Origin of the sequence: Iocasia fonsfrigidae (assembly GCF_017751145.1) — a bacterium.
In the GTDB taxonomy this organism is placed as follows: domain Bacteria; phylum Bacillota; class Halanaerobiia; order Halanaerobiales; family DTU029; genus Iocasia; species Iocasia fonsfrigidae.
In genome coordinates this window covers 47,906-72,670 of the sequence record NZ_CP046640.1, presented here as the reverse complement: position 1 = coordinate 72,670, position 24,765 = coordinate 47,906, and the positions used below count along the sequence as shown (strand labels likewise).

Here is a 24,765-nt window from a genome sequence, read left to right as displayed (position 1 = left end):
TTATTATTTTGCTAGCTGCAGACTGATATAATCAACTTGTAAGCCGCATTATGTCGAACTCTTTTTCAGTCTTTTTCTTTTCCATGTTTCGATAAGCTTCACTTTCCATCCACTTAAGTAATGGCCTAACCGGAAACCTATAGTCTGAACCATTCATGAAATGTGGTACCTTTCCTATTTTGGCCATATCAATTAGATTTTGCCTTCCGATTCCAGTTAGTTCCTTCGCCTCATTAGTAGTGAGTGCCGCCTTTCCATCTATCAGCACTGCTCCATCTTTCCCAGCTGCTGCTGGTAGAGAATCAATCTTCTCAGTCATTTCCTTCAATTGTTGCAAAATCTGTTCCATTACTCCCATCTATTTCACCCTCCTTTTCGATTAATGATTCTAAGTTTTCCTCAAGGTGTTTTCCACTAAGAGTACAATGTTCCAAATAAATAGCCACTGCCTTTTTCAAATTTTCTATCCCTGCCTCTGAAATAGTTGTTGGATTTCTTTTGTGAAAGTCAATTTCTTGATTGATTCCGCTATAAAGGTAATAGCTTATATCTATCCAATCTTTAGAGTCTTTACTCAATTAGCACTCCCTCCTTTCTTAAGTAACTGAATTGCCGCCAGCTATAGAGACTGTATGATTTATACACCCCTTTCTATGCTGAATATTTAATGACAATCTTTTTTACAACAGATGTATATATTTCTTTTAATCGTGGATCCTCTTCAATAACATCAAGATAATTTGTCTGGCTAATCTTTGTTTTAGTGGCACCAGTCTCTTTCAATCTATCTCTGAGGTTACTTAATCTAACATTTAACCGGCAATGAGCCCTATTTTCTAATATGTCATAGCTTTGTTTCCTGAGCTTTCTATAGTTGCCATTAATAAAACCTATCTTGCCAAACTGGTCATTTACCCAATTTCTCCAATCTTCATCAGGGTGTAAAATAGTATTTCTAATATCCTGGGCTATTTGTTTAGCTTCTCTGGCAGTTTTCTGGGCTACTTCTATCTGGTCAATAGCCATACGGAGAACTTGTAATTCAGTTTTAGGCTGTACAATTTCTTTAACCCGGAAATAATTATTAACTAATTCTCTTTGTACTTGCCAGGCCAAATTATCCTGAAGAGTCTTAACCAATAGTAGATAACCTGATTCAGTAATCAATATTAAATTTCTTACCTTAGATGGATTTGTACCGACGCTAAACGTCGTCGCAAAGTTATAAGCCTCTGTACCTTGTAATTCAAAATAATCTTCACCTTCAAAGAAATGTTTGCGATTATCTCTAAAATTTCTACCAGCAGTACCTTCTGGTCTTTCATGTAATCTATCAATATCTTTAAAGGTGACTACTCTCTGATTTTCAAACTTTTTAACCCTTAATTGATGATTGTTTATTTTTACAATATTTTTCATTTATCTCCTCCTTTCTAAAGGTATTTTCTTCCTTTCTGTAGAAATATGTAACAGGAAGGAGGTGCTATTGATGAAAGGTTACATCAACCAATTTTTTTAAGCTTTTATTACTGTACTTTCCATGATCACTATCTCCATAATATTGCCGTGCTGGACCTTGTCCGTCCAGTTCGGCAGACTTTGTACCAGCTACCAGCTTCACCTCGTAACCATCCTTCTCAACAATCTCATTATCAGAAATTATTGCTAAGACTTCCTTCCTATCATCAGCTGTAACTAATCTTGCCTCTGGATCTGCTTTAGCTTTAGTAATTATAATCTGTTCGTAATGCTTTCCATCTATCTCTATCTTTCTCACCTCCTAAGCACAGTTTTGATCATCCGGATACGATTCGTTGCCCTTTTTATTAAAAAAAAGTGTATCAACATTTTCTCCATAAAAATCTGCAATTTTTTTTGCTAATTTAAGAGTTGGATTTCTCTTTCCGGTCTCTATATGGCCATAAAAAGCTCTAGTTATATCTAATTTTTTAGCCACCTCAGCTTGTGTTAATTTCATTTTATTTCTTTTGTTTATTAATTTTTTTCTCAAATTCATTCCCTCCTTTCGCAACAATTCGTATCTCTTTAAATATATTATAATGCAACGATTTGTATCTGTCAAGACTTTTTTGCAACTTTTCGTATCTTCAGTTTAAAAACGATACATATTGTAGTATAATTTAATTATTAGAAACAGGAGGTTGCCATGGATACTTCTAATAGACTAAGACAACTAAGAGAAGAAAATAATATGACTCAAAAAGAGGTAGCAGATAAACTAGGAATAACTAGAGCTGCAGTTGGCTTATATGAACAAGGCAAAAGAAATATAGATAATAAGACACTTATAAGCCTTGCAAAGATTTTTAATGTTTCAGTAGATTATCTTTTAGGAGAATCTTCCGAACGTTCCCCTGCAGATAAAATTAAAGCCGCCCTTTCTGACGATCCAGAGCTTCTCTCCTTCTGGGACGAGCTTAAAGAAAGGGAAGATTTGCAGCTGATGTTTAAACAGACACGTGATTTAGACCCAGCTGCTATTAAACAGATTATAGAGATTATCAAAACTTTTGAGAAAGAGGAAGAAGAAAGATATAATGGGAGATAGAAAGGAAGCGAGTAAAATGAATAACCAAGAAATGTTCGAGAAAATATTAAATAAAATTGAAAGTATGGATAGTAAGTTAGACAGAATAGAAAATAGAGTAAATGCTACTTTTGAACAAACAGCTGGATTATCAGAATTTCGCACTGAAGCAAATGGAAAACTTGAAAATATAAATAATAATATTGAAGAAATACGTTCTGATGTAAGCCTGGCTAATATAACTTCCTCTAAAAATAGAATTGATATAGAAGTTATTAAAAATGTAATTAATAAATAAACAGATAAAGCAAATGTTAGTTAATGGGGTATGTACCGGGGAGTGATGTGATTGAACCAAGATGCTAAAAATATCCGTACATCGTTACAACGGGCTTATATAGGGTTACAACAAATAGCACGGTCTAATAATATATTTCATAGATTATACGCTCTTAAATCAGGCCTCTGGGGCTTTGTTTATAAATCTAGATTTGATTCTTACATAATAATTATTAATAAAAATCTTTCAACAGAAATGCAAAAGGAGGTGTACTTACATGAAGTAGAGCATATACTTTATGACATGCCTGATGTTGGTTATTTCATAGGACTGGACATGCAGTATTCTACTATAGAAAATGAGGCAGACGATTTTGCAAAGGCAGTCATGGAAGCTGCTAATTATTTTTGATTATTTAGCGAACATATGTTTTGACACATTTCGATAAAATACGACAAAAAGGAGTGATAATTATTTATTGTCCAGAGTGTGGTAATGAGGTTAATGAAAATGATAAGTTTTGTTCAAAATGCGGTAAACCAATTATAGCTAAAGATAAACTAAATGAAAAAACTACTAATGATGAAAATAAAAGCATTACAATTAAATTTAGATACAGTAGCTCTAGAAATTATAAACGCGCTATTGATATAGCTAGTAATTTTGATTCATATAGTACAGAAGGAAAGGACAAGGACATAGAGCATAGCGTTACTATACCACTTACAGAAATAAATTATATATTTAATTTGATGGATTTAATATCCAACTGGAAAACAGCCGAATTTTATTTAGATGGAAAAGCAGTTTCAAAAAGTGATATTTATAGGCCTTTAAATTGTTATAAAGAGAAGGTAGAATCATATGATCAACAAAGATACTGCTTTGGAGAAGAAGATTATAATATGAATTTTTGGGGTTGTAAAAAATTAAATATGCCTTTTAATAGATATAGTGCACAAAGCGGATGGTTGTCTTATGGACAATTTAATGATTCAAACGAGTGGGTTTTTAATAAAGACAAAATTTATCACGAGTTAATGAAAAATATAAAAGAATATGAAATCTGTCCAGCTTTAAATGTGGAAAATGTGAAAGAAAAATTTAAAAAATTTCCTCAGAAAATAAACCCTACTAAAAATGAAAATTGGGGCTATATTACTAATTATAAGGAAGTAAATGGACAATTCAGAGAAGTAGCTACCGGGATATATCCTAAATTAGAAAATGATAATTTTATTTTTATGGATAATGTAGAAATTAATAATAATTATTCTAATATCAACGAAGAAATATATGCCGATAACATCACAAAAGAAAAAACCGCTAAAAGTAACAAAGAGGGAAATATGAGTAAAACTACATGGGAGCCTTGCCCTAAATGTCAATCAAATAATGTCAAAGAAGTACCTAATCATCATATTATAATAGGCTTTTGGATTTTTTCTATATTGTTTCTTCTTATTTATAGACCTATAGGCTATGTTTTTTCTTTTATTTCCTTAGTAACTACTATATCTACGCCCTTTATAAAATCAATTACACTAAAATGCAATGATTGCAATAAAGTCTGGCAATATAAAAAGGCGGAAGACATAAAAAAAGAAAAAACTACTCAAGTAGAAAAGACAAATGATGAGGAATATTTAATAGGAGCTAAAAAAGGAGGCCATCTTAAAAAAACATTAATTGTTTTATTGACCTTAATGCTTCCCCCTGTAGGCATATTCTTTATTTTTAAGTCTAATAAATTTAAAAATACAGGAAAAATTATTGCTTCAATATGGTTAGGGGTGTTTTTATTAATGTGGTTTGTCGACACTGATGATAAAAACACTAGTGAAGTAGCAAACCAGCAAATACAACAGGAAGTGGTTGAAGACAATACAGATAATCCTCTTTACACTAATAAAGGCCTGGTTGAAATTGATAACATTGTAGACCAAAACAAGGAATCGTCTGCTTTATATAAATTAATTCATGGTGTTGAAGATTTTAGAGATCCTTTTGTTGAAAAATGGAATTACACCTTAGAGAATATACAAAAAGATACGGAAGGCATAGACAGCAATAGAATAGATGAAAAATGGTGGTCGTGGCTTAAATTAGAAAAAACAGAAATAGAAAAATTAAGAGCGTCTGGTTGGAAAAATTCAGGCGGCGGGGTTTATCGTGTTGTTTTCGGTAATTCCATTAAAGTAGATATGAAAATTTATAATCCTCCTATGGATGAGTTGGGAAATAATAACCCTGATTTAAATAAATTTCGATTGTCAATTGGCTTAACTGAAGATTTTTCAGAAATAGATTCTACAAATAAATTTCTTTCCAGAAGAAGACAGGCTGTACAAGCTATGGATGTTGCTTTGAGATCAATTCTAGGAAAAGGAAACTATAATAGAGAAGATTTATATAAATTTGTATCTGATTTCAAGGAAGATGGTTGGTCTATTGGAAGGTCTGAGCTTAATTTCCAGCGTGAAAATTGGGGATATGTTGCAGAAAAGAATTATGATAATTATTCAATTAGCTTAGAAGTTGACAAGACGGGGGAATATGAAAGCGAATTTTATTTGTTTATGGATTTTGAATTAAATTAATTTTTTCCCGGGAGGCATCATGAATAATAACATTTTACTTTTTGCTGAAAGAAGTGTTATCACTAAGAAACTTAGGGTAGTCAAGTTTGGAATATACATTAAGGAAAATGAACATCTGGAAATTATTGAGCAGATGCGTAATATCCTTAGAGAAAATGATGAGTTTGCTTTAATGCTAGGTATCTTAGAAGCATAATCACAATAGCCCTCCCTGGGGGTATATTTTTTCACATCAAAGCGAACAAATGTATATATTATGCTCAATTTTAGTCTATTATGTGAATAAATGTTTGTGAAAGGGGAATTATGATGAGTATAATTAAAAGAAATGGTAAATGGCAGATATCGGTTGAAGCTGGTCATGACCCTGTCACTGGTAAAAGGAAAAGGAAATACGGTACCGCAGAAACAAAAAAAGAGGCTAAAATACTAGAGGCAAAATTGATTGAAGAATATAAAAAAGGGACAAGTATTGATGGATCAAAGATTACTCTTGAGAAGCACCTTAGAGAATGGCTAAAAGAAGATTGTGCAGACCTTGCACCAAGGACCTATGCTAGTTATAAGATGATAGTAGAAAAACACCTTATCCCAGCCCTAGGTAAACTAAGAATGAATGAAATTAATTCAAAACATATCATGGGTTATCAAAATTATAAGCTTAAAGAAGGCCGTATTAATGGAGAAGGTGGGTTATCAGCTCGTACAGTGCAATATCACCACAGAGTATTATCGCGTGCCCTTAAAGTGGCTGCGAAATGGCAAATAATTGAGAATAACCCCTGTGAGTATGTTGATGCGCCTTCTGTAAAAAAACCAGAATTCAATACCTTTTCTCCTGAACAAATAAATAAAATAATTGAAATAGCTAAAGGGACCTGGTTCTTTGAAATATTAATAACAGCAATCTATACCGGTATGAGACGGGGAGAATTATTAGGACTTAGATGGTCAGACATTAACTGGGATAAAGGAGAAATAAAAGTAAGGCAGCAGGCCCAGCATTTAAGAAATAAAGGGGTGAAATTAAGAGAGCTAAAGACTGAATCAAGTAAAAGGGAGATGGGCATTCCAGACAATGTCTTAAAAATACTAAAAAAACTAAAAAGTAAACAGGCTGAAATAAAATTACAGCTGGGTAAAAAATATAAAAAGCATGATCTAGTATTTTGTTATGGCGATGGCAGTCCTCGAAACCCCCAGGGAATCACTAAGAAATTTAATAATATCTTAAAAGAGGCTGAAATAAGCCAGAATTACCGTTTCCATGACTTAAGACATACCTTTGCTACCCTTTCCCTCCAGGAAGGGACAAAGATGAAAACCCTGCAAAAAATAATGGGCCATGCAACATATAATACTACTGCAAATACTTATTCGCACGTCACTGATAAAATGAAAAAAGAAGCAGTTGACAGCATATCAAAAGCCTTAAAAAATTCAAATGGCGACAATATGGCGACAAACCCTCAAAAATTAAAAAAAGAACCTATCTAACTGATAGGTTCTCATCCTTGTCATATTAATGGCGGAGGGACTGGGACTCGAACCCAGACACCTTTCGGCTTCACCGGATTTCAAGTCCGGCTCCTTAGCCAATTCGGACATCCCTCCATATAGCACGTTATAAATTTTACTATATAAACCCTGCTTTGTCAAGAGCTAATCAGAGTTTACCATTAATTTATTTATTTCTCATTACCAAGAGAAAAACCTTGTATTATCTGCTGCTGCAGAATAATAAATAAAATCAAGGGAGGCAATAGTGCTAAAACAGCCCCAGCCATAACTATTCCCCAATCAGTACCCTGGTCAGCGGTGCCTATTAAGGAATTTAATCCAACCTGAATAACATTCTTACTATTCGTGCTGATAATAATCAAAGGCCAAAGGTATTGGTTCCAAACATATACTATCTCAATGACAGCCAGTGCTCCAATTACATTAAGAGACATTGGTATTAAAATTTGTAGTAAAAATCGTATTGGACCAGCTCCATCAACCTTTGCCGCATCAACTAAATTGCTGGGGAATGATTTGAAAAATTGCCTGAATAAAAATGTTCCTGTGGCACTGGCCAAAAAAGGAACAATCAAGGCATAAAAGGTATCCCCCCAGTGTAATTGTTTCATAAGATCAAAAAGAGGAACAATTCGAACAGGTATAGGTAACATCAAAGTAATTAAAACAAAGATAAAAATCAAATTTTTAGCAGAAAAATCATAAAACACAAAGGCAAAAGCAGCCAAGATAGATAAAATAATCTTACCCACTGTTATTACCAAAGCAATAAAACCAGTATTTAAAATATATTGTTTTAAATTATAGTCATTCCACACAGTAAAGTAATTTTCCAGTAAAGCGCTACCAATTGTCATTTTAGGGGGATATGTAAAAATCTCAGTAATAGTCTGGGTACTCTTAATTAAAGCAAATATCAAGGGAAAAGCAATTATTAATAGTAAAATTAACAAAATTAAATGATGTAGACAATAATTAACTAGTTTTTTGGAATGGTATCCAAGCACTTTAAACACCTAACCTCCATAATGTATTTTCTTATCAGACCATTTAAATTGGACAATTGTAAATATCATAACTAAAAAAAACAAAATAATAGATTGGGCAGCAGCTACACCTGATTTGAAATTTTTAAAGGCATCTGTATAAAGATTATAAATCATAATATTAGTAGCATTAACTGGCCCACCTTTAGTAAGGGTCTCTATAATACCAAAAGTATCAAAAAAAGAATAGATCAAATTAGTAATTACTAAAAATAAAGTAGTTGGTTTTAAAAAAGAAAAGGTAATATAGAAAAATCTCTGAACATTATTAGCACCATCTACAGCAGCAGCTTCCATAACCCCATCCGGTATATTTTGTAAAGATGCCAGATAGAAAACAATATTATATCCCAGGTTTTTCCAGATAGCTGCCCCAATAACCATTACTAAAGCTAATTTACTATTTGATACCCAGTCCGGGCTAATTCCCCATAGTGTTTCAGTAATATAATTTACTATACCTGCAGTAGGATTAAACATAAATAACAAGATTACTCCAGCAACCGCTGGTGATAAAGCATACGGCCAGATAAAACCTAAACGGTAAATTTGAGTACCTGGTATATCTCTATTCAATAAAATAGCAATAAACATCGAAACACTAATTCCAATTAAAACCACTGAACCAGCAAAAATAATGCTCATCAGAATACTATCCAGATACACCCGTGAACTTAATAATTCCAAAAAATTTTCAGGGCCCACATAAATCTTCTTTATACCCAGAAAAGCTGTTTTATATAAGCTTAAAATAAATGATTGAACAGCTGGATAATATAAAAAAATAAATGATATCAGTATAGATGGTAATAATAATAGATAGGGTATGAATTTACCATTATATTTAGAATTCATCCAAATTCTCCTTTGTTTAATGAAGGAAGAATATATTTGTTTCAAATATATTCTTCCTTCCCTTATTTTTATTAACTTAGGGATAGTGTCTTTATAAGCAGTTATTTAATAACTCTATTATACTCTTCCAGGGATTTCTTAATATCTTTATTAGCCTGTTCCATAATATCTTCAATACTACCATTATCATTTAAAACCGCTTCAACAGCTTTTTCAATTATGGTTCTTACTTCAGCAAACCTACCTATTAAGGCACCCTGAGTAGGTCTTACTATCTTAGTGCTCTGTAACTGCTCAAAGGCTGTTTTATAATTTGGATAATCCTCAAACCATCCTTCAAGTTTAAGTAAATCAACAGCACTCTTCCTAATCGGGAAATATCCAGTGGCTTTATGCCATCTTACCTGATTTTCCGGCAGACTCATCCATTTGACAAATTCTTTAGCAGCCTGTTCTACGGTTTCATCTTTATTTTTAAGTATCCAGAGAGAAGCACCACCAATTACTGCCCCATTTCTCTCCTGTCCTTCTGGTATCGGCATAGGTGCTGTTCCCACTTCAAACCCCTGTCCCCGGCCTTCATTACTTAAACTGGTTACACTGGAAGTAGAAGTAATCAACATAGCCGCCTGTTTAGAAACAAAATTTTGTCGTGCCTGGGACCAGTTTTCAATACCAGCATTAACCCATAAACCATTATCATATAATTCCTTCCACCATTTAATAATCCGCAGAGATTTATCACTAGTGAGATAGGCATTATCAGCAAAACCAGCCCTACCATTTTCCTTATTCACCAGGTTTTGTCCTAAATTAGCCATCCATTCTTCATAAAACCAGGAATGTAGTGCCCAGGTAGTACCTGTTTTAGCTAAACCCTTATCAACTATTAGCTGGGATGCTTCCCTTATCCCTTCAAATGTTGTCGGTGGGTTTCCCGGGTCAAGACCAGCTTTAGCAAACATATCTTTATTATAATAAAGAATCGCATTAGAAGAATTAAAAGGCATAGAATATAATTTGCCATCTACTCTATAATAATTTAATACCGGGTCAAGAAAATCATCCCAGTTTACTTCACCCTCAACTAATAAATCCTCAAATGGCACAAAAATACCACTATCTACATTCTGCCTGGTACCAACCTCGAAAGACTGTATAACACTAGGAGGAGTACCCTGACGAGCAGCTGCAATAGCGGCATTCACTGTTTCTCGGTAACTACCTTTATACTGTACACTCACTTCAATATCAGGATGAGTATAATTAAAATCTTCCACCATTCTCTGAATAACACCTGTGGTTCCGCCACCCATAGCATGCCAGAAACTAAGTTCAATTTTTTCCGCCAATACTATCCCACTAAAAATATTTAGAAATAAACAACTTAATAACAAAACAAATGAAAATCTCTTTCTCATAATAATTTAGCCACCTCTCAAACAATTTGTTTGAGTATATTATAACTAAGTTATATTACAATAATGTTAACAAAAGATTATTTTTTCTTTAAAATTTGCCTAATTTTAACTTTCTTAAACTATTTTTCGTATCAAATGCTAGAATCTTAAATTTTAACAGTAATATAAGTTTCCTCATCCTTTTTGTCTCAGTTTTGGATGAATAACTACAGCTTGCAGCATTATAGCAAAAAGACCTGCAATCTAGAAAACTATATAATTCCTAGATATGCTCATAAAACAATGTCCAGAAAGCCGAAGATGCTTCATTGATAAGTAATTCTTACATTTTTAGAGCAGTTAATTTTTCATTAAAATTTTTTTATTAATTTCGGTACTTCTGTCAAATCAGTTAATTTTGCAAAAGTTAATTTTTCTATTTCGCAAGGAACTTTAACTAAATCTGGAATTAATACTACCTTAATTTCAGCTTTGTTTGCCGCCTTTATTCCATTAATAGAATCTTCTAAGATTAAGATCTGTTCTTTTTTTAAATTGAGTTTTTTATAGCATTTTAAGAAAATTTCAGGACTAGGTTTACTGCATTTTACTTCATCACCCCCTATTATAAAATCAAATTTATCTTTTAAATCTGCGGATTCTAAATAAAAATTTATGGTAGATCTTTTACTTGAAGAGGCAACAGCTATTAAAGTATTATTTTCTTTTAGAAATTTTATAGCTTCTTTTAATCCCATTTTAACAGGAATACCACTATCTTTAATTTCTTTAATCATCATTTCATCTTTTTCTTTTTTGTATTCTTCATATGGAAAATCAGAACCAAAAGTGTTTTTAAAAACCTTTATTGTTGCAGATAAATCTAAACCAATCACTTGATCAAAAAAGCTGTCTTCAAAGTTATAGCCATGTTTTTGCCCTAATTTTTTCCACAATTTCTTTGACATATTTTCTGTGTCAAACATAAGTCCATCCATATCAAATATTACGGCTTTAATCATATATTACATCCTTCCTAAAAATTAATTTTTTTTATATCTAAAAAAATAAGGAGTATCTATAGTGATTAAATAATAGAAAACTTTATAACCATAATTAATCGACTATAGCAACTCCTTATTATATATGAATATCACTTTATAATTCAAATTTTAATACTCTAACTTCCACATATACCTTCTTTTAGTTAAAGGATGATTTCTGGCTTCTGCTAATTGTTGTGCATATACCCTCATAATTGCAGTTAATAACATTGGATTAAAATAGTCAACAACCTCTTTTGATATTTCAGAAGATAAACCAAAATCTTTAGCATCTAAAACTGTTACCTTGGCATCAAATCTTTGCAGGAATGTTAATGCCCTACTATCTATGGGACGAGTTTTGCCCTCATTCATGAAAAGTACAAAAGGAACACCCTCCTCAACTATCTCAAACGGGCCATGAAAAAATTCTCCTGCATGAAAATTACCTGAATTAATCCACTGCATTTCCATAAATAAACAAATAGAAGTGGCATAAGCAACATTTTGAGTTGCTCCACTACTCATAAAGTAAACGACTTCTTCATCTTTATAGGTAGCTGCAAATTCCTTTGCCTGAGGTACAATACTTAGCACAGATTCTTCTATTAAATCATATATTTTATTAAAACCATTTAACATCTCCTGATATGCATCATATCCCTCAAATTGATTTAAAACTTCTACTGCTAATTGCAAGGCTATAGTCATTTTTTCTAATTTAGAGGCATAATTCTTTCCAAACCCATGAACAATTAAATAATCTGGATTTGCCTTAGCTAAGGGAGAATCCTTTTCCTTGGTTAAACTTATAACGTAAGCCCCTAATTTTTTTGCTTTAATTGTAGCTTCAACTGTTTCCGGAGTAGCGCCACCTAAAGAAGCAGTAATAATAATGGAATTTGAATTAACAGATTTTGGTGTTGCATAATTAAATTCATTTGCAGTATATGAACTAACTCTAATTTCTTTGCTATTTTCTTCTAAGAAATACTTTGCTGGATATAAATCTGCAATAGATGCCCCACAACCCACAAAAATTAAACTTTTAATATCTGTTTCTTTTTCTTTGATTTCTTTAATTATCTCTTTTGGCAACATGTAAAGCCCCCCTATTATTAAAGATTATTTTTTTGACATTTAAGTTTAGTTAATTAAAACTGATAACAAAACATAAGTATACATGAATACAATTACACCTCCTTAATTTTTCGGTCTTCTGGGCTATCCCAGTATTTTGACAATAAATATACTACCATTTTAGTGTTTTTAGTATTCAACTTTTCCCATATTTTTTTATCCTTTAACACTACCTGCAGTTAGACCCCTAATAAAATATTTCTGTAATAATAAGAAAATAACAATCATTGGAATGGCAGCAATAACAATACCAGCCATCAAAGAAGAATAATCTGTCTGCAAAGCACTTTGGAAATTCGTTAAACCTACTGGTATAGTCATTAATGATTTATCATCAATAAACACCAATCCAAACAAAAACTCGTTCCAGATTAACCTACTAGATACTATAACTGCTGTTGCAATGATTGGTTTACTTATTGGTAGCACTATTCTAAAAAAAACGGAAAATGTATTACATCCATCAAGATAGGCTGATTCTTCAATTTCCTTTGGGAATGATAAAAAATATGCTCTCATTAAAAATACTACAAATGGCAGTTGAAAACCTACATACGGTAATATTAAAGCCAAGTATGTGTTATAAATATTTAAATTATTTAACAATTGATACAAAGGAAGTAAGGCAACCTGAGGAGATAATAATAGCCCTGCTAAGATAGTATAAAAAATTATTTTTTTCCCTCTGAAATTAAATCTTGTCAAAGCATAAGAACAACTGGCAGCAATAAAAACTGTTAAAAAAACTGAAATAGTGGTAACAATAATACTATTTAAGAAATACTGGGATAATCCCCTTTGCCAGGCAGTTACATAATTTTTAAAAAGTAGCTTTTGGGGAAAATTTAAAGGGGACGAAAAAAAATCTGCATTTGATTTTAATGAACTAATCACTACCCAGAACATTGGTAAGAGAGTTATCAGAACCAATATAGATAAAAATATTAGTATTAAGGTTTTTTTAAACGTAAATTTAGAATTATTTTTCAACGTATGCATAATTATGCCTCCTCAATTCTCACTGCCTCCTATTTTAATTTGAATTATAGATGCTATAAATGTAATAATAAATATTATTGCTGCTATTGCAGCTGCATACCCCATTTTATCGTGAAAAAATGCAGTCTCATACATATAAGTTCCTAATACATGACTGGAACCATAAGGCGCACCTCTTGTTGTTACAAACACTTCAGCAAAAAGTTTAAAAGCACCTATTACAGTAATTACTGAAGCTACCAAAAGCATTTCCCTTATTTGTGGAATAGTTACATAGATAGCCTTCTGAAAAAAATTAGCCCCATCTAAATCAGCGCTCTCATATAATTCAACTGGTATTCTCTGGATAGCTACAATTAATAACATTGCTATATATCCAGTCCACTGCCATTGACTCATCGCAATTATTGCAAATATTGCAGTTTTCGGGTTACCAAGCCAGGCAAAATCAAAATTTCTACCTGTAAATATTTCAATTACTGAGTTTAATAATCCTAAGGTAGGATTATATATAAAGTAAAAGGCTAAACCTACAGCAGTAATAGCTATAACAGAAGGAATAAAATAAATAGTGCGAAAAAATTGTTTTGCTTTATTGCTTAAAAATTTGCTTTCTACAAAGATAGCAATCATTAAACCAAAACCCACTTGACAAGTTAATGAAATTACAGCATACCAGCAATTATTAATTATGGCTGTATAAAATACATCATCATTAAAAATGTCTAGATAGTTTTTTAGTCCCAGGAATTCAGTATTAACACTATAACTATTCATTCTAAAAAAACTAAAATAAAAATTTTCGATTATTGGGATATAGACAAAAATTCCAATAAAGATTAAAGTAGGTGCTAGAAATATCCAAGGAATATATTTTCCCTTTTTCACTGCCAACTCACTCCCCTCTATAAATTACTGTGAAATAGTATTAATACTATTTCACAGTAATTACAAAACATATACTAGTTCAACTCTTGCCTTACTTCTTTTGTTTTATCTCTGATTTTCTTCATAGTTTTTTCAGGTGTTGTAACTCCATCAGTTAACTTCTGTAGTTCTTCTCTAGCAACAGCCCATATTTCGGAGTGAAGCGCCGAATCAAACCAGTTAACTAATCTTTCAGTATTAAGCACTAATTTTGAAGAATTATATATAGCATCATTTACTTCTCCTTTTTCTACAACATTTTTAATCCCATTAATAAAACCAGTTTCTTTAGCTTCTAATTTCCCTACTTTTTTGCTGGTTAAATATTTGAGGAACTTTATAGCCTCAACTGGATGTTTTGTATTTGAAGAAACCACAAAACCCTCGGGGTATCCCACTAGATAATCAGGACCTCCTTTTCCATCCTCCGGGAAAGGCATCTTAAATATATTATATTTTTCTTGAAATACTATGTCCTCTCTTGCTCTCATTATTTCAGGCACTTCAATTATTTCTATATACATCATAGCTGCCCCACCATTTAGGAAATTAGCCCTAGCTTGGTTATGGGTAATAGCATTTGGACTAGAATTGAAATATGGTACCAATTCTTGATAATCGTTTAGTGCTTCAACATATCCCGGGTCTTCAAATGTCCCTGTAGTAGGATCCAGGTCTTTTTGATAAACATCATATGGAACATGGTAAGCATTTAGCTGCCCAATGTAATGAGAAATTGGCCAGGAGTGTAAATTACCAAAAGCAATCGGAGTAATACCAGCCTCTTTTATTTTTTTACAGATTTCAATTAATTCACTAAAGTTTTCAGGCTCTTTAACCCCAACTTCTTTAAATATCTCTTTGTTATAAACAAATACCTTTCCATCCATACGGTAAGGTGCGCCATAAATTCGACCATTATATTTAAACGGTTCAAGGATAGATGGGACAAAATCACCTTGCCAACCATCTTCCATATATTTTGTTAAATCAAGCACCTTGTCTTCCCGAATAAAACGATTTGTGAATTCACCAGGCCAAGTAAAGAAAACATCAGGTGCATTATCAGTGCCTAAAACAATTTTAATCTTTTCCTTATATGGATTATTTGATATAGCAGTTACTTTAACATCTATATTGGGATTCTCCTTCTCAAAATTCTTTGCTATTTCTGCTAAAAATTCGTTATCCGGACTCCGTGTCCATCTATGCATGAAATTTAAATGTACTATATCCTGGGCAACAACTCCACTAGTTAAAATTACAATAAAAGCTAATACAATTAAAAATAACCCTACTCTTCTTCTCAATTTAAATCCTCCTAGTTAATTTTTTTGCCTTCACCAAAAGCCCCATTTACCAAACAAGTCTCTGCAGCAAATTTAGCTGCCCTAGCAAGCGATTTTTTTATCACCTCCACTGAAAAATTAGATTTCGACATATAATCCATCAGAAAAGATGTAAGAAAAGAATCCCCTGCACCAAGTGTATCTAAAGGAACAACTTTGTGAGCACTTTGGTAAAAATACTCATTTTGGTAATACAGATATGCACCTTGTTCTCCCCTTGTTGCCAGGGCAAAATCACACCCCAATTCAACTACAGTTTTCAGTTTATTTTTAGTCTCATTTACAGATATATTACTGCAAGATATTATTCCAAAATCAATTTTAGGACATATTTCTTTTAAATAATGCTCACTTATGTTGCTTGAAAAATCAAAAGAAATAGGCACATTTAATTTTTTTAATTTCTCTAAGCTCTCTTCAATATTGCTGAAACAGCTTGTATGAATTAAATCAAAATCACCTAAATATTCCAAATCTTTTTGAAATATTTTAAAACTATTCTCATATAATACTCCACCCTTATTACCACCAACAAAGACCCTCTCTCCATCATCTAAATTAACTTCTGCATAACCAGTTTCTCCTTTATATACCCGACAATGGGAAATATCAATCTTATATTTTTTTAAAGTCTTTATAATATGTGCACCAGGCTCATCATCACCTAATATACCCATGTATGCTGAATCAAAACCCAGCTTTTTAGCATATACACTAAAATTTAAAGCATTTCCACCAGGGAACATCTCGTTTAAATCTAAATACTTATCTACTACACTATCACCAAGTCCTATGACTTTCATAACCATTACCTCCAAAATTAAATTTAATTTATTGGGATTGTGGGCTATCCCTTTAAAAAATCAAAAAATCTCCTCCTGAAAATAACCCTAATTACAACCTTATAGTCATTAATTTGATTTCAAATCAATTATAAATTCAAATTTATCTGTGCGATACTTAGCAATATTATATTCAAAAGGAATTTCTTCACTTGTATAAGAAGTTGCTTTTTTGACAAGAAGAGGGGTATTTAATTTCAAATTTAATATTTCCGATTCTTTTTCACCTGAAATACGTATGTTATACACACCCTTTGAACGAGCAGGTTTTATATTATACTTATGATTTAAAACATTATAAAGAGATCTATTTAAATCCTCAATCTCTATATTTTCAAATAAATATAAAGGAAGATAAGTTTCTTCCAACATCACAGGTTCCCCTTTAACATACCTAACTCTTTTTAAAAATAAAACATCACTACCTTCAACTAACTCTAATTTACTTGATAGATTTTCTTCAGACTTAATGATTTTCTTGTCAATAACTGATGTTTTAATATCAAAGCCAAACCGCTTGATAAATTGTGTAGTACCTTCAAGATTTTGAATATTCATGATCAGCTTTTTATCAGCAACGAAAATCCCCTTACCAGATTTTTTTTCACAGAGGCCTTCCATTATTAAACCTCTCATTGCTTTTCTAATAGTAACCCTGCTAACTCCTAGATTTGAACTTAATTCTCTTTCTGTTGGCAACTGCTCTCCAGGCTTTATCTTAACTTTTTCAATTGCTTTTCTAATCTGCTTTTGTATTTGAAAATATATAGGAATATGACTATTTTTATTTATACTAATTTTCATAAATACAGCTCCATTTTGATGTAGCAGTGGGGTATCCCACCTAATTTAATATAATTTTATCAAAATCACTTATTATTGTCAAGAAATTATTTAAAATAAACAATTCCAAAAAATGGTCCTTGTCTTATACTCTTTTATATATTGCAATTTTATTGATATTTCCTACGAACTTTCAAGGCTAAATCCGGTTTATTAGTAATAATACCATCAATTTTATATTTAAATAGCCCCGTCAAATGTTTTTCCTTATCTACTGTGTAGGTATTTATAGCAATAGATTTCTCTCTACATTTTTCTACCAAATGTGGGTTATTATAAACAATATGAAATTCAGGATGTAAAGCAGCAGCCCCCAGATATTCAGCATATAACCAGGGATCAATAATATTAGAAACATAAAGTAAACCAATCTCTGCTTTTTCTTCAATTTCTTTTATTACCTTTAAACACTGATGATTAAAAGAAGAAAATATTACCCTATCCCCTAGGTTATTTTCTCTTACTATATCAATGAGTTTCTCTTCAATACCAGGGTAAATAACAATACCACTTTTTATTTCGATATTTAATAAACCTGTCCACTTTTTTCTATCCAGGAGTTCAATAACCTCCTCTAAAGTAGGTATTTTAGTTTGACAAAAATTCATGTTAAACCAGCTGCCAAAATCGAAATTCTTTAGTTCTGCCAGAGTTAAATCTTTAACAAAGCCTGTACCATTACTGGTCTGATCTATCCTTTCATCATGAATAACAACAACTTCCCTATCCTTACTGAGATGAACATCCAGCTCCAGACCATCAACACCCATATCCACCGCTTTTTCAAAAGAAGGAAGTGTATTTTCAGGTGCATAAGCAGCTGCACCACGATGGGCAATTACCTTTGTTTTCTCCATAAAATCCCCCACCTTAATTTAATTTTGAATGAACAAAATGGCTCCGCCACCCTACTGCAACTCAGAATCCCCTTCTGTTTTACGGTAGGGGTATTTAATATAAGATGATTCAAAAACCATCTTTGTAAGACATTCAGGACATGCCACTCCAGGCATTTCCCCTTCTTTCAATTTTTGAACCATTGCAAACTCATCTACTACAAAATCAGGTACATGATCATCCATCCCACACTTTGGACATCTATAAACATACCATTCTTCTTGGTGGTCCGGGGAATGGAATGGTAGTTCCCAGTTGTCTCGCTCTTTTTCGTCTTTCAATTCTAGGATCCTCCTCCCATGGATATCTTTTTATATGTCGTCCATTTTCATCTGTATGTTCAAAATGATAAATAAAATCATGTTTAGGACTCCATATCTCATATAATACCATCTCCGAACCACATTTCCTACATATTAATGGGTCTCTATCAAAACTTTTTATAATATTTTCTCGCCATCTCATTACTCTTTTTTTCTTTTCTACCACTATTAGTTTTAACTGTCTTTTCTTCATGTATTTCCATAGTGATACTATCTTTTTTACTTTTTTATTAAAACCTCTACTATATAACCCATATCTTCTTACCATCTTAAAATACTTTTTAGGTACATGCATTATCAATCTACCTATAAAGTCTAATACATCAAGCAGTAATTCTTTTCTTTTTTTCGTATTATGGTCTTCATACCAAAACCTTACCTTCTTACCATCATACTCTAGTATTCTATATTCAGCCATAGCTGGACGTGCTAGATATCTACCAATATATCTAGTTGCACCTCTAGCATTAATTAGTCTAGATTCAGCATTTACATAAAATCCATTAGGATATTTTTGATACAGTTCTCTTACTAAATTCTGAACCTTTAAGTCCTCTTTGAAATACTTTCGAAATATATTAAGTAATACTTTCTGCCATGACTTTCTTAAATATGGATATGAAATATATCCAATATGCTTCCACTGCTTATATTTATCTAATGCTCCTTCTGTTAATAGAGCATGGATATGAGGATTAAACCCTACATCCCTCCCAAAAGTATGAACTACTGTTATTACTCCAACTTGATATTCTTTTTCCTTTGATTGTTTATCATAGTAATCTTGAATTAATTCATTTACTGCATCGCACATATCTTTCAATAAATCTCTATGCCAATATACATACCCTCTTAATTGTTCTGGTAATGTAAATACTAAATGTCTATGACTTGTATCAAGTATATTCTCTACTTGTTTCTCAACCCAATTATCTATATATTTCTTGCCACATCGTACACAAAAACGACTTTTACAGCTAAATCCAATTATATGCTCATGACCACATTCAAGACATTTATATAAAGTATATCCATTTTCAGGATTTCCACAACCCAATGCCCTTTCAACCTGTTCAATTACATCATCTATCATATCAGCTGGAACCACTTCTGATAATCTGTTATCTTTAAAGATTTTCCAGTTATTATTATGAGTAAATATTTTTTTAATCGTATGTTGTTTTTGTATCTCTTTTCTTTTCATAATACTTATTAATTCTATTAAGTTATCCACAAACCTGCTTAACACATAATTTCCTATACCTGAACAAAATGGCTCCGCCACCCAGACTTAATCACTAATTATTAATTTTTTCTTAGAACCACTTTTCACTCAAAGTTAACTACTCATCATAATAAACCAGCCCAATATATTTACTGGACGACTCTAGAAATTGTCTGGAGGCATGGAACTTGGCCTCGATGGCCTGATACTGACTCGACCATGCGTTATAAAAAGAAGAGTCAGTGAGCCGGAAGACAATTTCTCGACAGTAAACGAAGGCAGGACGCCATAGTGCAACCTTAATTTTCTTGTACGCTCTGCTTAGACCGCGGAGTGCCTGCGGTGCACGACAAGGTAAGTAAATATACTGGTCGGTCTTTAAAGTTATCCACAATTTCAAAATTGCATAGTTTCCTAAACTTGAACAAAATGGCTTCGCCACCCAAACTTAATCAAAACATCAACTTTCTTAACTCAAACTATTTATTACCCATAGTTAATCAGCAAACTATTAACCAGACAAATATATTTGTTGGACGACTCTAGAAATTGGCTGGAGGTAGGACACCGGAAGACAATTTCTCGACAGTAAGCGTAAGCAGGACGCTGTAGCGCACGACAAGGGAAACAAATATATTTGTCGGCCTTTAAAGTTATCCACAATTTAAAAATTGCATAGTTTCCTAAACTTGAACAAAGTGACTACATCATCCTAAATTGATCGAGAATAATTTTAATTCTTCCGCTTGTCGTTCACTCCGGCATCCCTGCCTCCGTTCTCTGTCACAACTTTTTGTTCCGGCGTCCTGCCTCCACAAAAAGTTAGAGTCGCTACAGAATTAAAATTATTCATATATAACTTGCTTATCCACAATTTCAAAATCACATAGTTTCCCTAATCATCTAATCATACTATATTAGCCTCAAAAAAAGATTACACCCTACTAGCCCAGCTACAGCTGCAGAAATGTAATCATTTTAATACTATTTAATAATGTCAATACCCATGTATGGTCTTAATACCTCTGGAACAGTAACAGTCCCATCTTCATTTTGATAATTCTCCAGAATGGCTGCTACTGTTCTACCGACTGCCAGACCAGAACCGTTAAGCGTATGAACAAACTCAGCCTTAGCCTTTGGTGCAGGCCTATACTTTATACTTGCCCGTCTGGCCTGAAAATCCTCAAAATTACTGCAGGAAGATATCTCTCGATAGGTATTATAAGCTGGCATCCAGACCTCTATATCATAGGTCTTGGCTGAAGAAAAAGTAAGGTCACCAGTACAAAGGATTACTACCCGGTAAGGCAGCCCCAGTTCCTGGAGTATCTCTTCCGCATTTTGTGTTATTTTCTCCAGTTCATTATATGATTCCACAGGCTCTACAAACTTTACCATCTCTACCTTATTAAATTGATGCTGTCTGATGATCCCCCTGGTATCCCTGCCGTGTGCTCCGGCCTCTGCCCGGAAACAGGCACTATAGGCCACATGATTTATGGGTAATTCATCAGCACTAAGAATTTCTTGACGATACATATTGGTAACAGGCACTTCAGCAGTAGGAATCAGGTAATAATCCAGCTCCTCAAGTTTAAACATATCTTCGGCGAACTTGGGGAGTTGGCCGGTACCTGTAGCACTATCAGCATTGGCAATAAAGGGAGGAAATACCTCTGTATAGCCGTGTTCCTTAACATGAAAATCCAGCATGAAATTAATCAGGCTCCTCTCCAGCCTGGCACCTGCCCCTTTAAGGAAAGTAAACCGCGTTCCTGTTACCTTTGACCCCCGTTCAAAATCAAGAATATCCAGTTCCTCTCCCAGGTCCCAGTGGGCTTTATATTCAAAATCAAAGTCCCTTGGTTCCCCCCATTTCCTTACCTCTACATTATCATCCTCATCCTTTCCAAAAGGTACACTTTCATGAGGTATATTTGGTATCCCAAGGAGTATACTGGATAAACTATCTTCTATCTCATTTAATCTCTCATCATAGTCTTTTATCTTATTAGAAACTTCCTTCATTTCAGAGATTATCTCACTGGCCTCTTCCCCTGCCCTCTTTAACTCCCCTATCTGAGCAGAAACAGTATTCCGCTTATGTTTTAACTGTTCTGCCTCATAAAGAATCTCCCTCCTCTCCTCATCCAGTTTAATAAATTCATCTAAGGAAATATCCTTTCCCCTCTTTTTCAGTGCTTCTGCCACTACCTCTGTATTCTCACGAACAAACCTTAAATCTAACATATTACATCCCCCTTCTAGTTTTTTAATATAACTAAAATTAAAAAACTCCCCATCCCTGAAGGGACGAGGAGTTAACTTCCCGCGGTGCCACCCTTATGATCCTATCGCTTACAATATACTATAAAACCACTCAGCTGTTGTAACGGACAGACCCGGATATAACTACTCTACTTTCACTATATCACTCCCAGGTGGATTCAGCAGTCTGCTGGCTAATTTTCACCTACCATTAGCTCTCTTTTTTCAGCAAAACATACCTAATATTCCTGTTCAATGATTTAATTATATTTCGATTTTTATATTGTTTACTATTATAATATATTTAATTATTAAATTCAATCCCTTTCCAGAAGATAAAATAAATTAATCAAATTCTACAATGAAAAACTTAAGTTAATTAAAAAATCGTGGATCCTAAATATTATTTTCAAATTATTATTTTTTCTATGGTTATTCATTCATATCAATAACAATTTTAACAGTCTTATCTTTGTTTTCTATATTATAATCAAAAGCTTCCTTAATTTCTAAGAATCCAAAAGTGTCAGTAACTATCTGTTTTATATCTATTAAATCACTCCCAACAGCTTTAATAGCAGAAGGATAAATATTTCTATATCTAAACACAGTATTGATAAGTACTTCTTTAGCCTGTAATTTTCCAAAATCAAATTTGAATACTGGGTCTGCGGCCATTCCTACAAGCACAATTTTACCACCGCGTTTAACGAGTTCAACAGTCTGCTGTGCTGTGATTTTACTTCCTGCAGTATCTATAACTAGATCAACACCCTGTCCATCTGTCATCTTCATGACCTCTTCTACAGCATTAACTTTCTTTGCATTAAATACTTCAGTAGCACCAATTTCTCTAGCTTTATTTAATCTTAAATCTATCAAATCAGCCATATAAACTTCTTTGATACCTCTCGCCATAAGAGCCATTAATGTAGCTAATCCTATACACCCTGCCCCTAATACCACTGCTGTATCTCCAATTTTAGCATCAGCTTGATTGGCAGCATGAAAACCAACTGATAAAGGCTCAATAAGAGCACCTTCAACAGTATCCATTCCTTCAGGAAGTTTAAAACACATATTTTCTGGATAAGCTAAATATTCTGCAAAGGCTCCATCATACGGTGGAGTTGCTAAAAATTCTACATCTGGACAAAGATTATATCTTCCTGTTTTACAGAATTCACATATACCGCAGGGAATACCTGGCTCTAAAGTAATATAATCTCCTACTTCCAGTTTTTCAGTATTTTTTCCTGCCTTAACAACTCTACCTGCAGATTCATGACCAAGTACTATCGGGTCTTTAACAATAAAATCACCGATTCTACCATGTTCATAATAATGCAGATCTGAACCACATAATCCAACATGTTCTATTTTTACAAGAACTTCATTATCTTTTATCTCAGGTATATCTCTTTCTATAATTTCCATTTTACCCGGTTCGGGCATTAAAGCTACTTTCATTTTATCCATTATAAATCTCCCTTTCTTATACTATTTTTAGAAATTCTTGTCACTTATAATTAAGCACAACCAAGTATATAATTTTATATACTCAGGTGTGCTTTTGATATTGTATTACAATAACTCTTCAATTAAATCTATCTATTTAAAGCTATAATCTCTAATAATTATTATAGATTACCTGCCTCTTTGTGCATTTCAAGATATTCATCTACATTTTCCTGTGTAACTAATGGATTACTAATATCTGTATGAATCTCAATTACTTCATTAGTTAAAAGAAGATTAGAAGCCCACAATAGTTTTTCAGCCAAAGCGTAGGCACTCTGCATAGTAGTAGAAGTCATTTTTCCTTCCTTAATTAATAAACAAGCCTCAGCAGTACCATCTACACCATATGCCAGAATATCTTCGAACTGTGAATCATTTTTAACAACTTCTAAAGCCCCAGCTGCCATATTATCATTCATTGAGATTATAGCATCAATTTTATCATTAGACATAACCCAGTCTTCCATATATCTCATAGCTTCACCTTTATTCCAGTTAGCAATTTGTTCACCAACAATTTCTACATCAGGACGTTTTTTAAAAAATTCTTGTTCCCAGGCTTTGCGTCTTTCAGAAGCGTGGAAGTTTCCTGGAGGTCCGTTTAATACAACTACATTGGCATTTTGAGGTATTTGCTCAACTGCTTTACGGGCATTAACTGCTGCTTGAGCATATGGATTAGCATCAACAGAAGAAGCACCTTCAATACCTTCAATGCGGGCGTTAGTTGTTATCAATTCTATTCCTGCTTCAACTACTTTTTCAGCATATGGTCTCTGAGCTTCTCCATTATTAGGCTGAATAATTACTAAATCAAACTGATTAGTAATTGAATTTTCAATTAAAGAATTCTGTTTGGCATCAGAAGCCTGGCCATCAAATACTTTAACCTCAATATTCTTATATTTTTCAGCTTCTTTTTCCACTGAGTTAGCTAACCAGGCTGCAAAAGAATCCCCCTGGGCTCTAGCTATATAAGCTATTTTATAATTTTCCTGTGCCATAACACTTATACCACCAACTGCCAATACACTAAAAACTAAAATCATCATCATAATTAAACCTTTTTTCAATATAATTCCCTCCTCATTTTTTTTATTAAAACGGCACTAGCCATTTCAACCAATAAAACATA

The 24,765-nt window shown here is 32.9% G+C and carries 27 protein-coding genes, 1 tRNA gene and 1 other annotated feature; of the genes, 6 read left to right on the top strand and 22 right to left on the bottom strand.

Annotated elements, in window-relative coordinates; all coding sequences use genetic code 11:
• Positions 1-31: 31 nt before the first annotated feature.
• The 5 genes from GM661_RS00355 to GM661_RS00335 form a co-directional block, all read right to left on the bottom strand.
• Positions 32-358: a helix-turn-helix domain-containing protein gene (locus GM661_RS00355; protein WP_230868242.1), complete on the bottom strand. Its 327-nt coding sequence runs from the start codon at positions 356-358 to the stop codon at positions 32-34.
• Positions 312-578: a hypothetical protein gene (locus GM661_RS00350; RefSeq protein ID WP_230868241.1), complete on the bottom strand. Its 267-nt coding sequence runs from the start codon at positions 576-578 to the stop codon at positions 312-314. The genes GM661_RS00355 and GM661_RS00350 overlap by 47 nt, the downstream gene beginning before the upstream one ends.
• A 73-nt stretch (positions 579-651) precedes the next feature.
• Positions 652-1,419 (bottom strand): ORF6N domain-containing protein, encoded by a 768-nt coding sequence (locus tag GM661_RS00345; RefSeq protein WP_230868240.1) that lies wholly within the window; start codon positions 1,417-1,419, stop codon positions 652-654.
• A 64-nt stretch (positions 1,420-1,483) separates the two neighbouring features.
• Positions 1,484-1,777 (bottom strand): hypothetical protein, encoded by a 294-nt coding sequence (locus tag GM661_RS00340; RefSeq protein ID WP_230868239.1) that lies wholly within the window; start codon positions 1,775-1,777, stop codon positions 1,484-1,486.
• A 3-nt stretch (positions 1,778-1,780) separates the two neighbouring features.
• Entirely contained in the window at positions 1,781-2,011 is a 231-nt protein-coding gene (locus tag GM661_RS00335; RefSeq protein ID WP_230868238.1) for a helix-turn-helix transcriptional regulator, read from the bottom strand.
• Positions 2,012-2,167: 156 nt separating this feature from the next.
• On the opposite strand from GM661_RS00335, the gene GM661_RS00330 reads away from it, so the two are divergent.
• The 6 genes from GM661_RS00330 (at position 2,168) to GM661_RS00305 (ending at position 6,925) form a co-directional block, all read left to right on the top strand.
• Positions 2,168-2,569: a helix-turn-helix domain-containing protein gene (locus GM661_RS00330; RefSeq protein WP_230868237.1), complete on the top strand. Its 402-nt coding sequence runs from the start codon at positions 2,168-2,170 to the stop codon at positions 2,567-2,569.
• Positions 2,559-2,846 carry a hypothetical protein gene (locus GM661_RS00325; RefSeq protein WP_230868236.1) on the top strand — a complete coding sequence of 96 codons (288 nt, stop codon included), beginning with the start codon at positions 2,559-2,561 and terminating at the stop codon, positions 2,844-2,846. Before GM661_RS00330 ends, GM661_RS00325 begins: the two co-directional genes overlap by 11 nt.
• Before the next feature lie 51 nt (positions 2,847-2,897).
• Positions 2,898-3,239, top strand: a complete 342-nt coding sequence (locus tag GM661_RS00320; protein WP_230868235.1) for an ImmA/IrrE family metallo-endopeptidase — start codon at positions 2,898-2,900, stop codon at positions 3,237-3,239.
• A gap of 53 nt (positions 3,240-3,292) precedes the next feature.
• A complete protein-coding gene (locus GM661_RS00315) occupies positions 3,293-5,428 on the top strand; it encodes a zinc ribbon domain-containing protein (RefSeq protein ID WP_230868234.1) in 2,136 nt (711 codons plus the stop codon).
• A gap of 19 nt (positions 5,429-5,447) precedes the next feature.
• Entirely contained in the window at positions 5,448-5,624 is a 177-nt protein-coding gene (locus tag GM661_RS00310) for a hypothetical protein (protein ID WP_230868233.1), read from the top strand.
• Between the two features lie 113 nt (positions 5,625-5,737).
• Positions 5,738-6,925, top strand: coding sequence for a tyrosine-type recombinase/integrase (locus GM661_RS00305; protein WP_230868232.1), 1,188 nt, complete (start codon positions 5,738-5,740; stop codon positions 6,923-6,925).
• Positions 6,926-6,954: 29 nt separating this feature from the next.
• Here the strand turns inward: GM661_RS00305 and GM661_RS00300 are convergent.
• From GM661_RS00300 to GM661_RS00220, 17 genes are all read right to left on the bottom strand, one after another.
• Positions 6,955-7,042 (bottom strand) — tRNA-Ser (locus GM661_RS00300).
• Positions 7,043-7,116: 74 nt separating this feature from the next.
• Positions 7,117-7,965, bottom strand: a complete 849-nt coding sequence (locus GM661_RS00295; RefSeq protein ID WP_230868231.1) for a carbohydrate ABC transporter permease — start codon at positions 7,963-7,965, stop codon at positions 7,117-7,119.
• Complete coding sequence (locus tag GM661_RS00290; RefSeq protein ID WP_230868230.1) at positions 7,966-8,850, bottom strand: carbohydrate ABC transporter permease; 885 nt, start codon at positions 8,848-8,850, stop codon at positions 7,966-7,968. It abuts the gene before it with no gap.
• Positions 8,851-8,951: 101 nt separating this feature from the next.
• Positions 8,952-10,271, bottom strand: coding sequence for an ABC transporter substrate-binding protein (locus GM661_RS00285; protein WP_230868229.1), 1,320 nt, complete (start codon positions 10,269-10,271; stop codon positions 8,952-8,954).
• A gap of 350 nt (positions 10,272-10,621) precedes the next feature.
• Positions 10,622-11,272, bottom strand: coding sequence for an HAD family hydrolase (locus GM661_RS00280; RefSeq protein ID WP_230868228.1), 651 nt, complete (start codon positions 11,270-11,272; stop codon positions 10,622-10,624).
• A gap of 150 nt (positions 11,273-11,422) precedes the next feature.
• A complete protein-coding gene (locus tag GM661_RS00275; RefSeq protein WP_230868227.1) occupies positions 11,423-12,394 on the bottom strand; it encodes an SIS domain-containing protein in 972 nt (323 codons plus the stop codon).
• A 195-nt stretch (positions 12,395-12,589) separates the two neighbouring features.
• The gene (locus GM661_RS00270) at positions 12,590-13,432 is read right to left on the bottom strand and encodes a carbohydrate ABC transporter permease (protein WP_230868226.1); all 843 of its coding nucleotides are present in this window, start codon (positions 13,430-13,432) and stop codon (positions 12,590-12,592) included.
• Between the two features lie 12 nt (positions 13,433-13,444).
• The gene (locus tag GM661_RS00265) at positions 13,445-14,320 is read right to left on the bottom strand and encodes a carbohydrate ABC transporter permease (RefSeq protein ID WP_230868225.1); all 876 of its coding nucleotides are present in this window, start codon (positions 14,318-14,320) and stop codon (positions 13,445-13,447) included.
• Between the two features lie 74 nt (positions 14,321-14,394).
• Positions 14,395-15,669, bottom strand: a complete 1,275-nt coding sequence (locus GM661_RS00260) for an ABC transporter substrate-binding protein (RefSeq protein ID WP_230868224.1) — start codon at positions 15,667-15,669, stop codon at positions 14,395-14,397.
• Positions 15,670-15,680: 11 nt separating this feature from the next.
• Positions 15,681-16,511 carry a PfkB family carbohydrate kinase gene (locus GM661_RS00255; RefSeq protein WP_230868223.1) on the bottom strand — a complete coding sequence of 277 codons (831 nt, stop codon included), beginning with the start codon at positions 16,509-16,511 and terminating at the stop codon, positions 15,681-15,683.
• Between the two features lie 108 nt (positions 16,512-16,619).
• The gene (locus tag GM661_RS00250) at positions 16,620-17,354 is read right to left on the bottom strand and encodes a GntR family transcriptional regulator (protein ID WP_125987162.1); all 735 of its coding nucleotides are present in this window, start codon (positions 17,352-17,354) and stop codon (positions 16,620-16,622) included.
• Between the two features lie 149 nt (positions 17,355-17,503).
• Entirely contained in the window at positions 17,504-18,250 is a 747-nt protein-coding gene (locus GM661_RS00245; RefSeq protein WP_230868222.1) for a glycerophosphodiester phosphodiesterase, read from the bottom strand.
• A 51-nt stretch (positions 18,251-18,301) separates the two neighbouring features.
• Complete coding sequence (locus GM661_RS00240) at positions 18,302-18,571, bottom strand: hypothetical protein (protein ID WP_230866727.1); 270 nt, start codon at positions 18,569-18,571, stop codon at positions 18,302-18,304.
• Positions 18,492-19,847 carry an IS91 family transposase gene (locus tag GM661_RS00235; RefSeq protein ID WP_230867103.1) on the bottom strand — a complete coding sequence of 452 codons (1,356 nt, stop codon included), beginning with the start codon at positions 19,845-19,847 and terminating at the stop codon, positions 18,492-18,494. The genes GM661_RS00240 and GM661_RS00235 overlap by 80 nt, the downstream gene beginning before the upstream one ends.
• Before the next feature lie 975 nt (positions 19,848-20,822).
• Positions 20,823-22,091, bottom strand: coding sequence for a serine--tRNA ligase (gene serS, locus GM661_RS00230; protein ID WP_230868221.1), 1,269 nt, complete (start codon positions 22,089-22,091; stop codon positions 20,823-20,825).
• Positions 22,092-22,147: 56 nt separating this feature from the next.
• Positions 22,148-22,374, bottom strand: a binding site (T-box leader).
• A gap of 167 nt (positions 22,375-22,541) precedes the next feature.
• The gene (locus GM661_RS00225; protein ID WP_407929628.1) at positions 22,542-23,591 is read right to left on the bottom strand and encodes an NAD(P)-dependent alcohol dehydrogenase; all 1,050 of its coding nucleotides are present in this window, start codon (positions 23,589-23,591) and stop codon (positions 22,542-22,544) included.
• 158 nt (positions 23,592-23,749) lie between these two features.
• Positions 23,750-24,679, bottom strand: a complete 930-nt coding sequence (locus GM661_RS00220) for a sugar ABC transporter substrate-binding protein (RefSeq protein ID WP_353622107.1) — start codon at positions 24,677-24,679, stop codon at positions 23,750-23,752.
• Positions 24,680-24,765 lie beyond the last annotated feature (86 nt).

Bases quoted from the DNA above. Each gene is read 5' to 3' on its own strand.
- GM661_RS00355 (WP_230868242.1), bottom strand. From the start codon at position 358: ATGGGAGTAATGGAACAGATTTTGCAACAATTGAAGGAAATGACTGAG.
- GM661_RS00345 (WP_230868240.1), bottom strand. From the start codon at position 1,419: ATGAAAAATATTGTAAAAATAAACAATCATCAATTAAGGGTTAAAAAG.
- GM661_RS00330 (WP_230868237.1), top strand. From the start codon at position 2,168: ATGGATACTTCTAATAGACTAAGACAACTAAGAGAAGAAAATAATATG.
- GM661_RS00325 (WP_230868236.1), top strand. From the start codon at position 2,559: ATGGGAGATAGAAAGGAAGCGAGTAAAATGAATAACCAAGAAATGTTC.
- GM661_RS00310 (WP_230868233.1), top strand. From the start codon at position 5,448: ATGAATAATAACATTTTACTTTTTGCTGAAAGAAGTGTTATCACTAAG.
- GM661_RS00305 (WP_230868232.1), top strand. From the start codon at position 5,738: ATGAGTATAATTAAAAGAAATGGTAAATGGCAGATATCGGTTGAAGCT.
- GM661_RS00290 (WP_230868230.1), bottom strand. From the start codon at position 8,850: ATGAATTCTAAATATAATGGTAAATTCATACCCTATCTATTATTATTA.
- GM661_RS00285 (WP_230868229.1), bottom strand. From the start codon at position 10,271: ATGAGAAAGAGATTTTCATTTGTTTTGTTATTAAGTTGTTTATTTCTA.
- GM661_RS00280 (WP_230868228.1), bottom strand. From the start codon at position 11,272: ATGATTAAAGCCGTAATATTTGATATGGATGGACTTATGTTTGACACA.
- GM661_RS00275 (WP_230868227.1), bottom strand. From the start codon at position 12,394: ATGTTGCCAAAAGAGATAATTAAAGAAATCAAAGAAAAAGAAACAGAT.
- GM661_RS00270 (WP_230868226.1), bottom strand. From the start codon at position 13,432: ATGCATACGTTGAAAAATAATTCTAAATTTACGTTTAAAAAAACCTTA.
- GM661_RS00255 (WP_230868223.1), bottom strand. From the start codon at position 16,511: ATGAAAGTCATAGGACTTGGTGATAGTGTAGTAGATAAGTATTTAGAT.
- GM661_RS00250 (WP_125987162.1), bottom strand. From the start codon at position 17,354: ATGAAAATTAGTATAAATAAAAATAGTCATATTCCTATATATTTTCAA.
- GM661_RS00245 (WP_230868222.1), bottom strand. From the start codon at position 18,250: ATGGAGAAAACAAAGGTAATTGCCCATCGTGGTGCAGCTGCTTATGCA.
- serS (WP_230868221.1), bottom strand. From the start codon at position 22,091: ATGTTAGATTTAAGGTTTGTTCGTGAGAATACAGAGGTAGTGGCAGAA.
- GM661_RS00220 (WP_353622107.1), bottom strand. From the start codon at position 24,679: ATGATTTTAGTTTTTAGTGTATTGGCAGTTGGTGGTATAAGTGTTATG.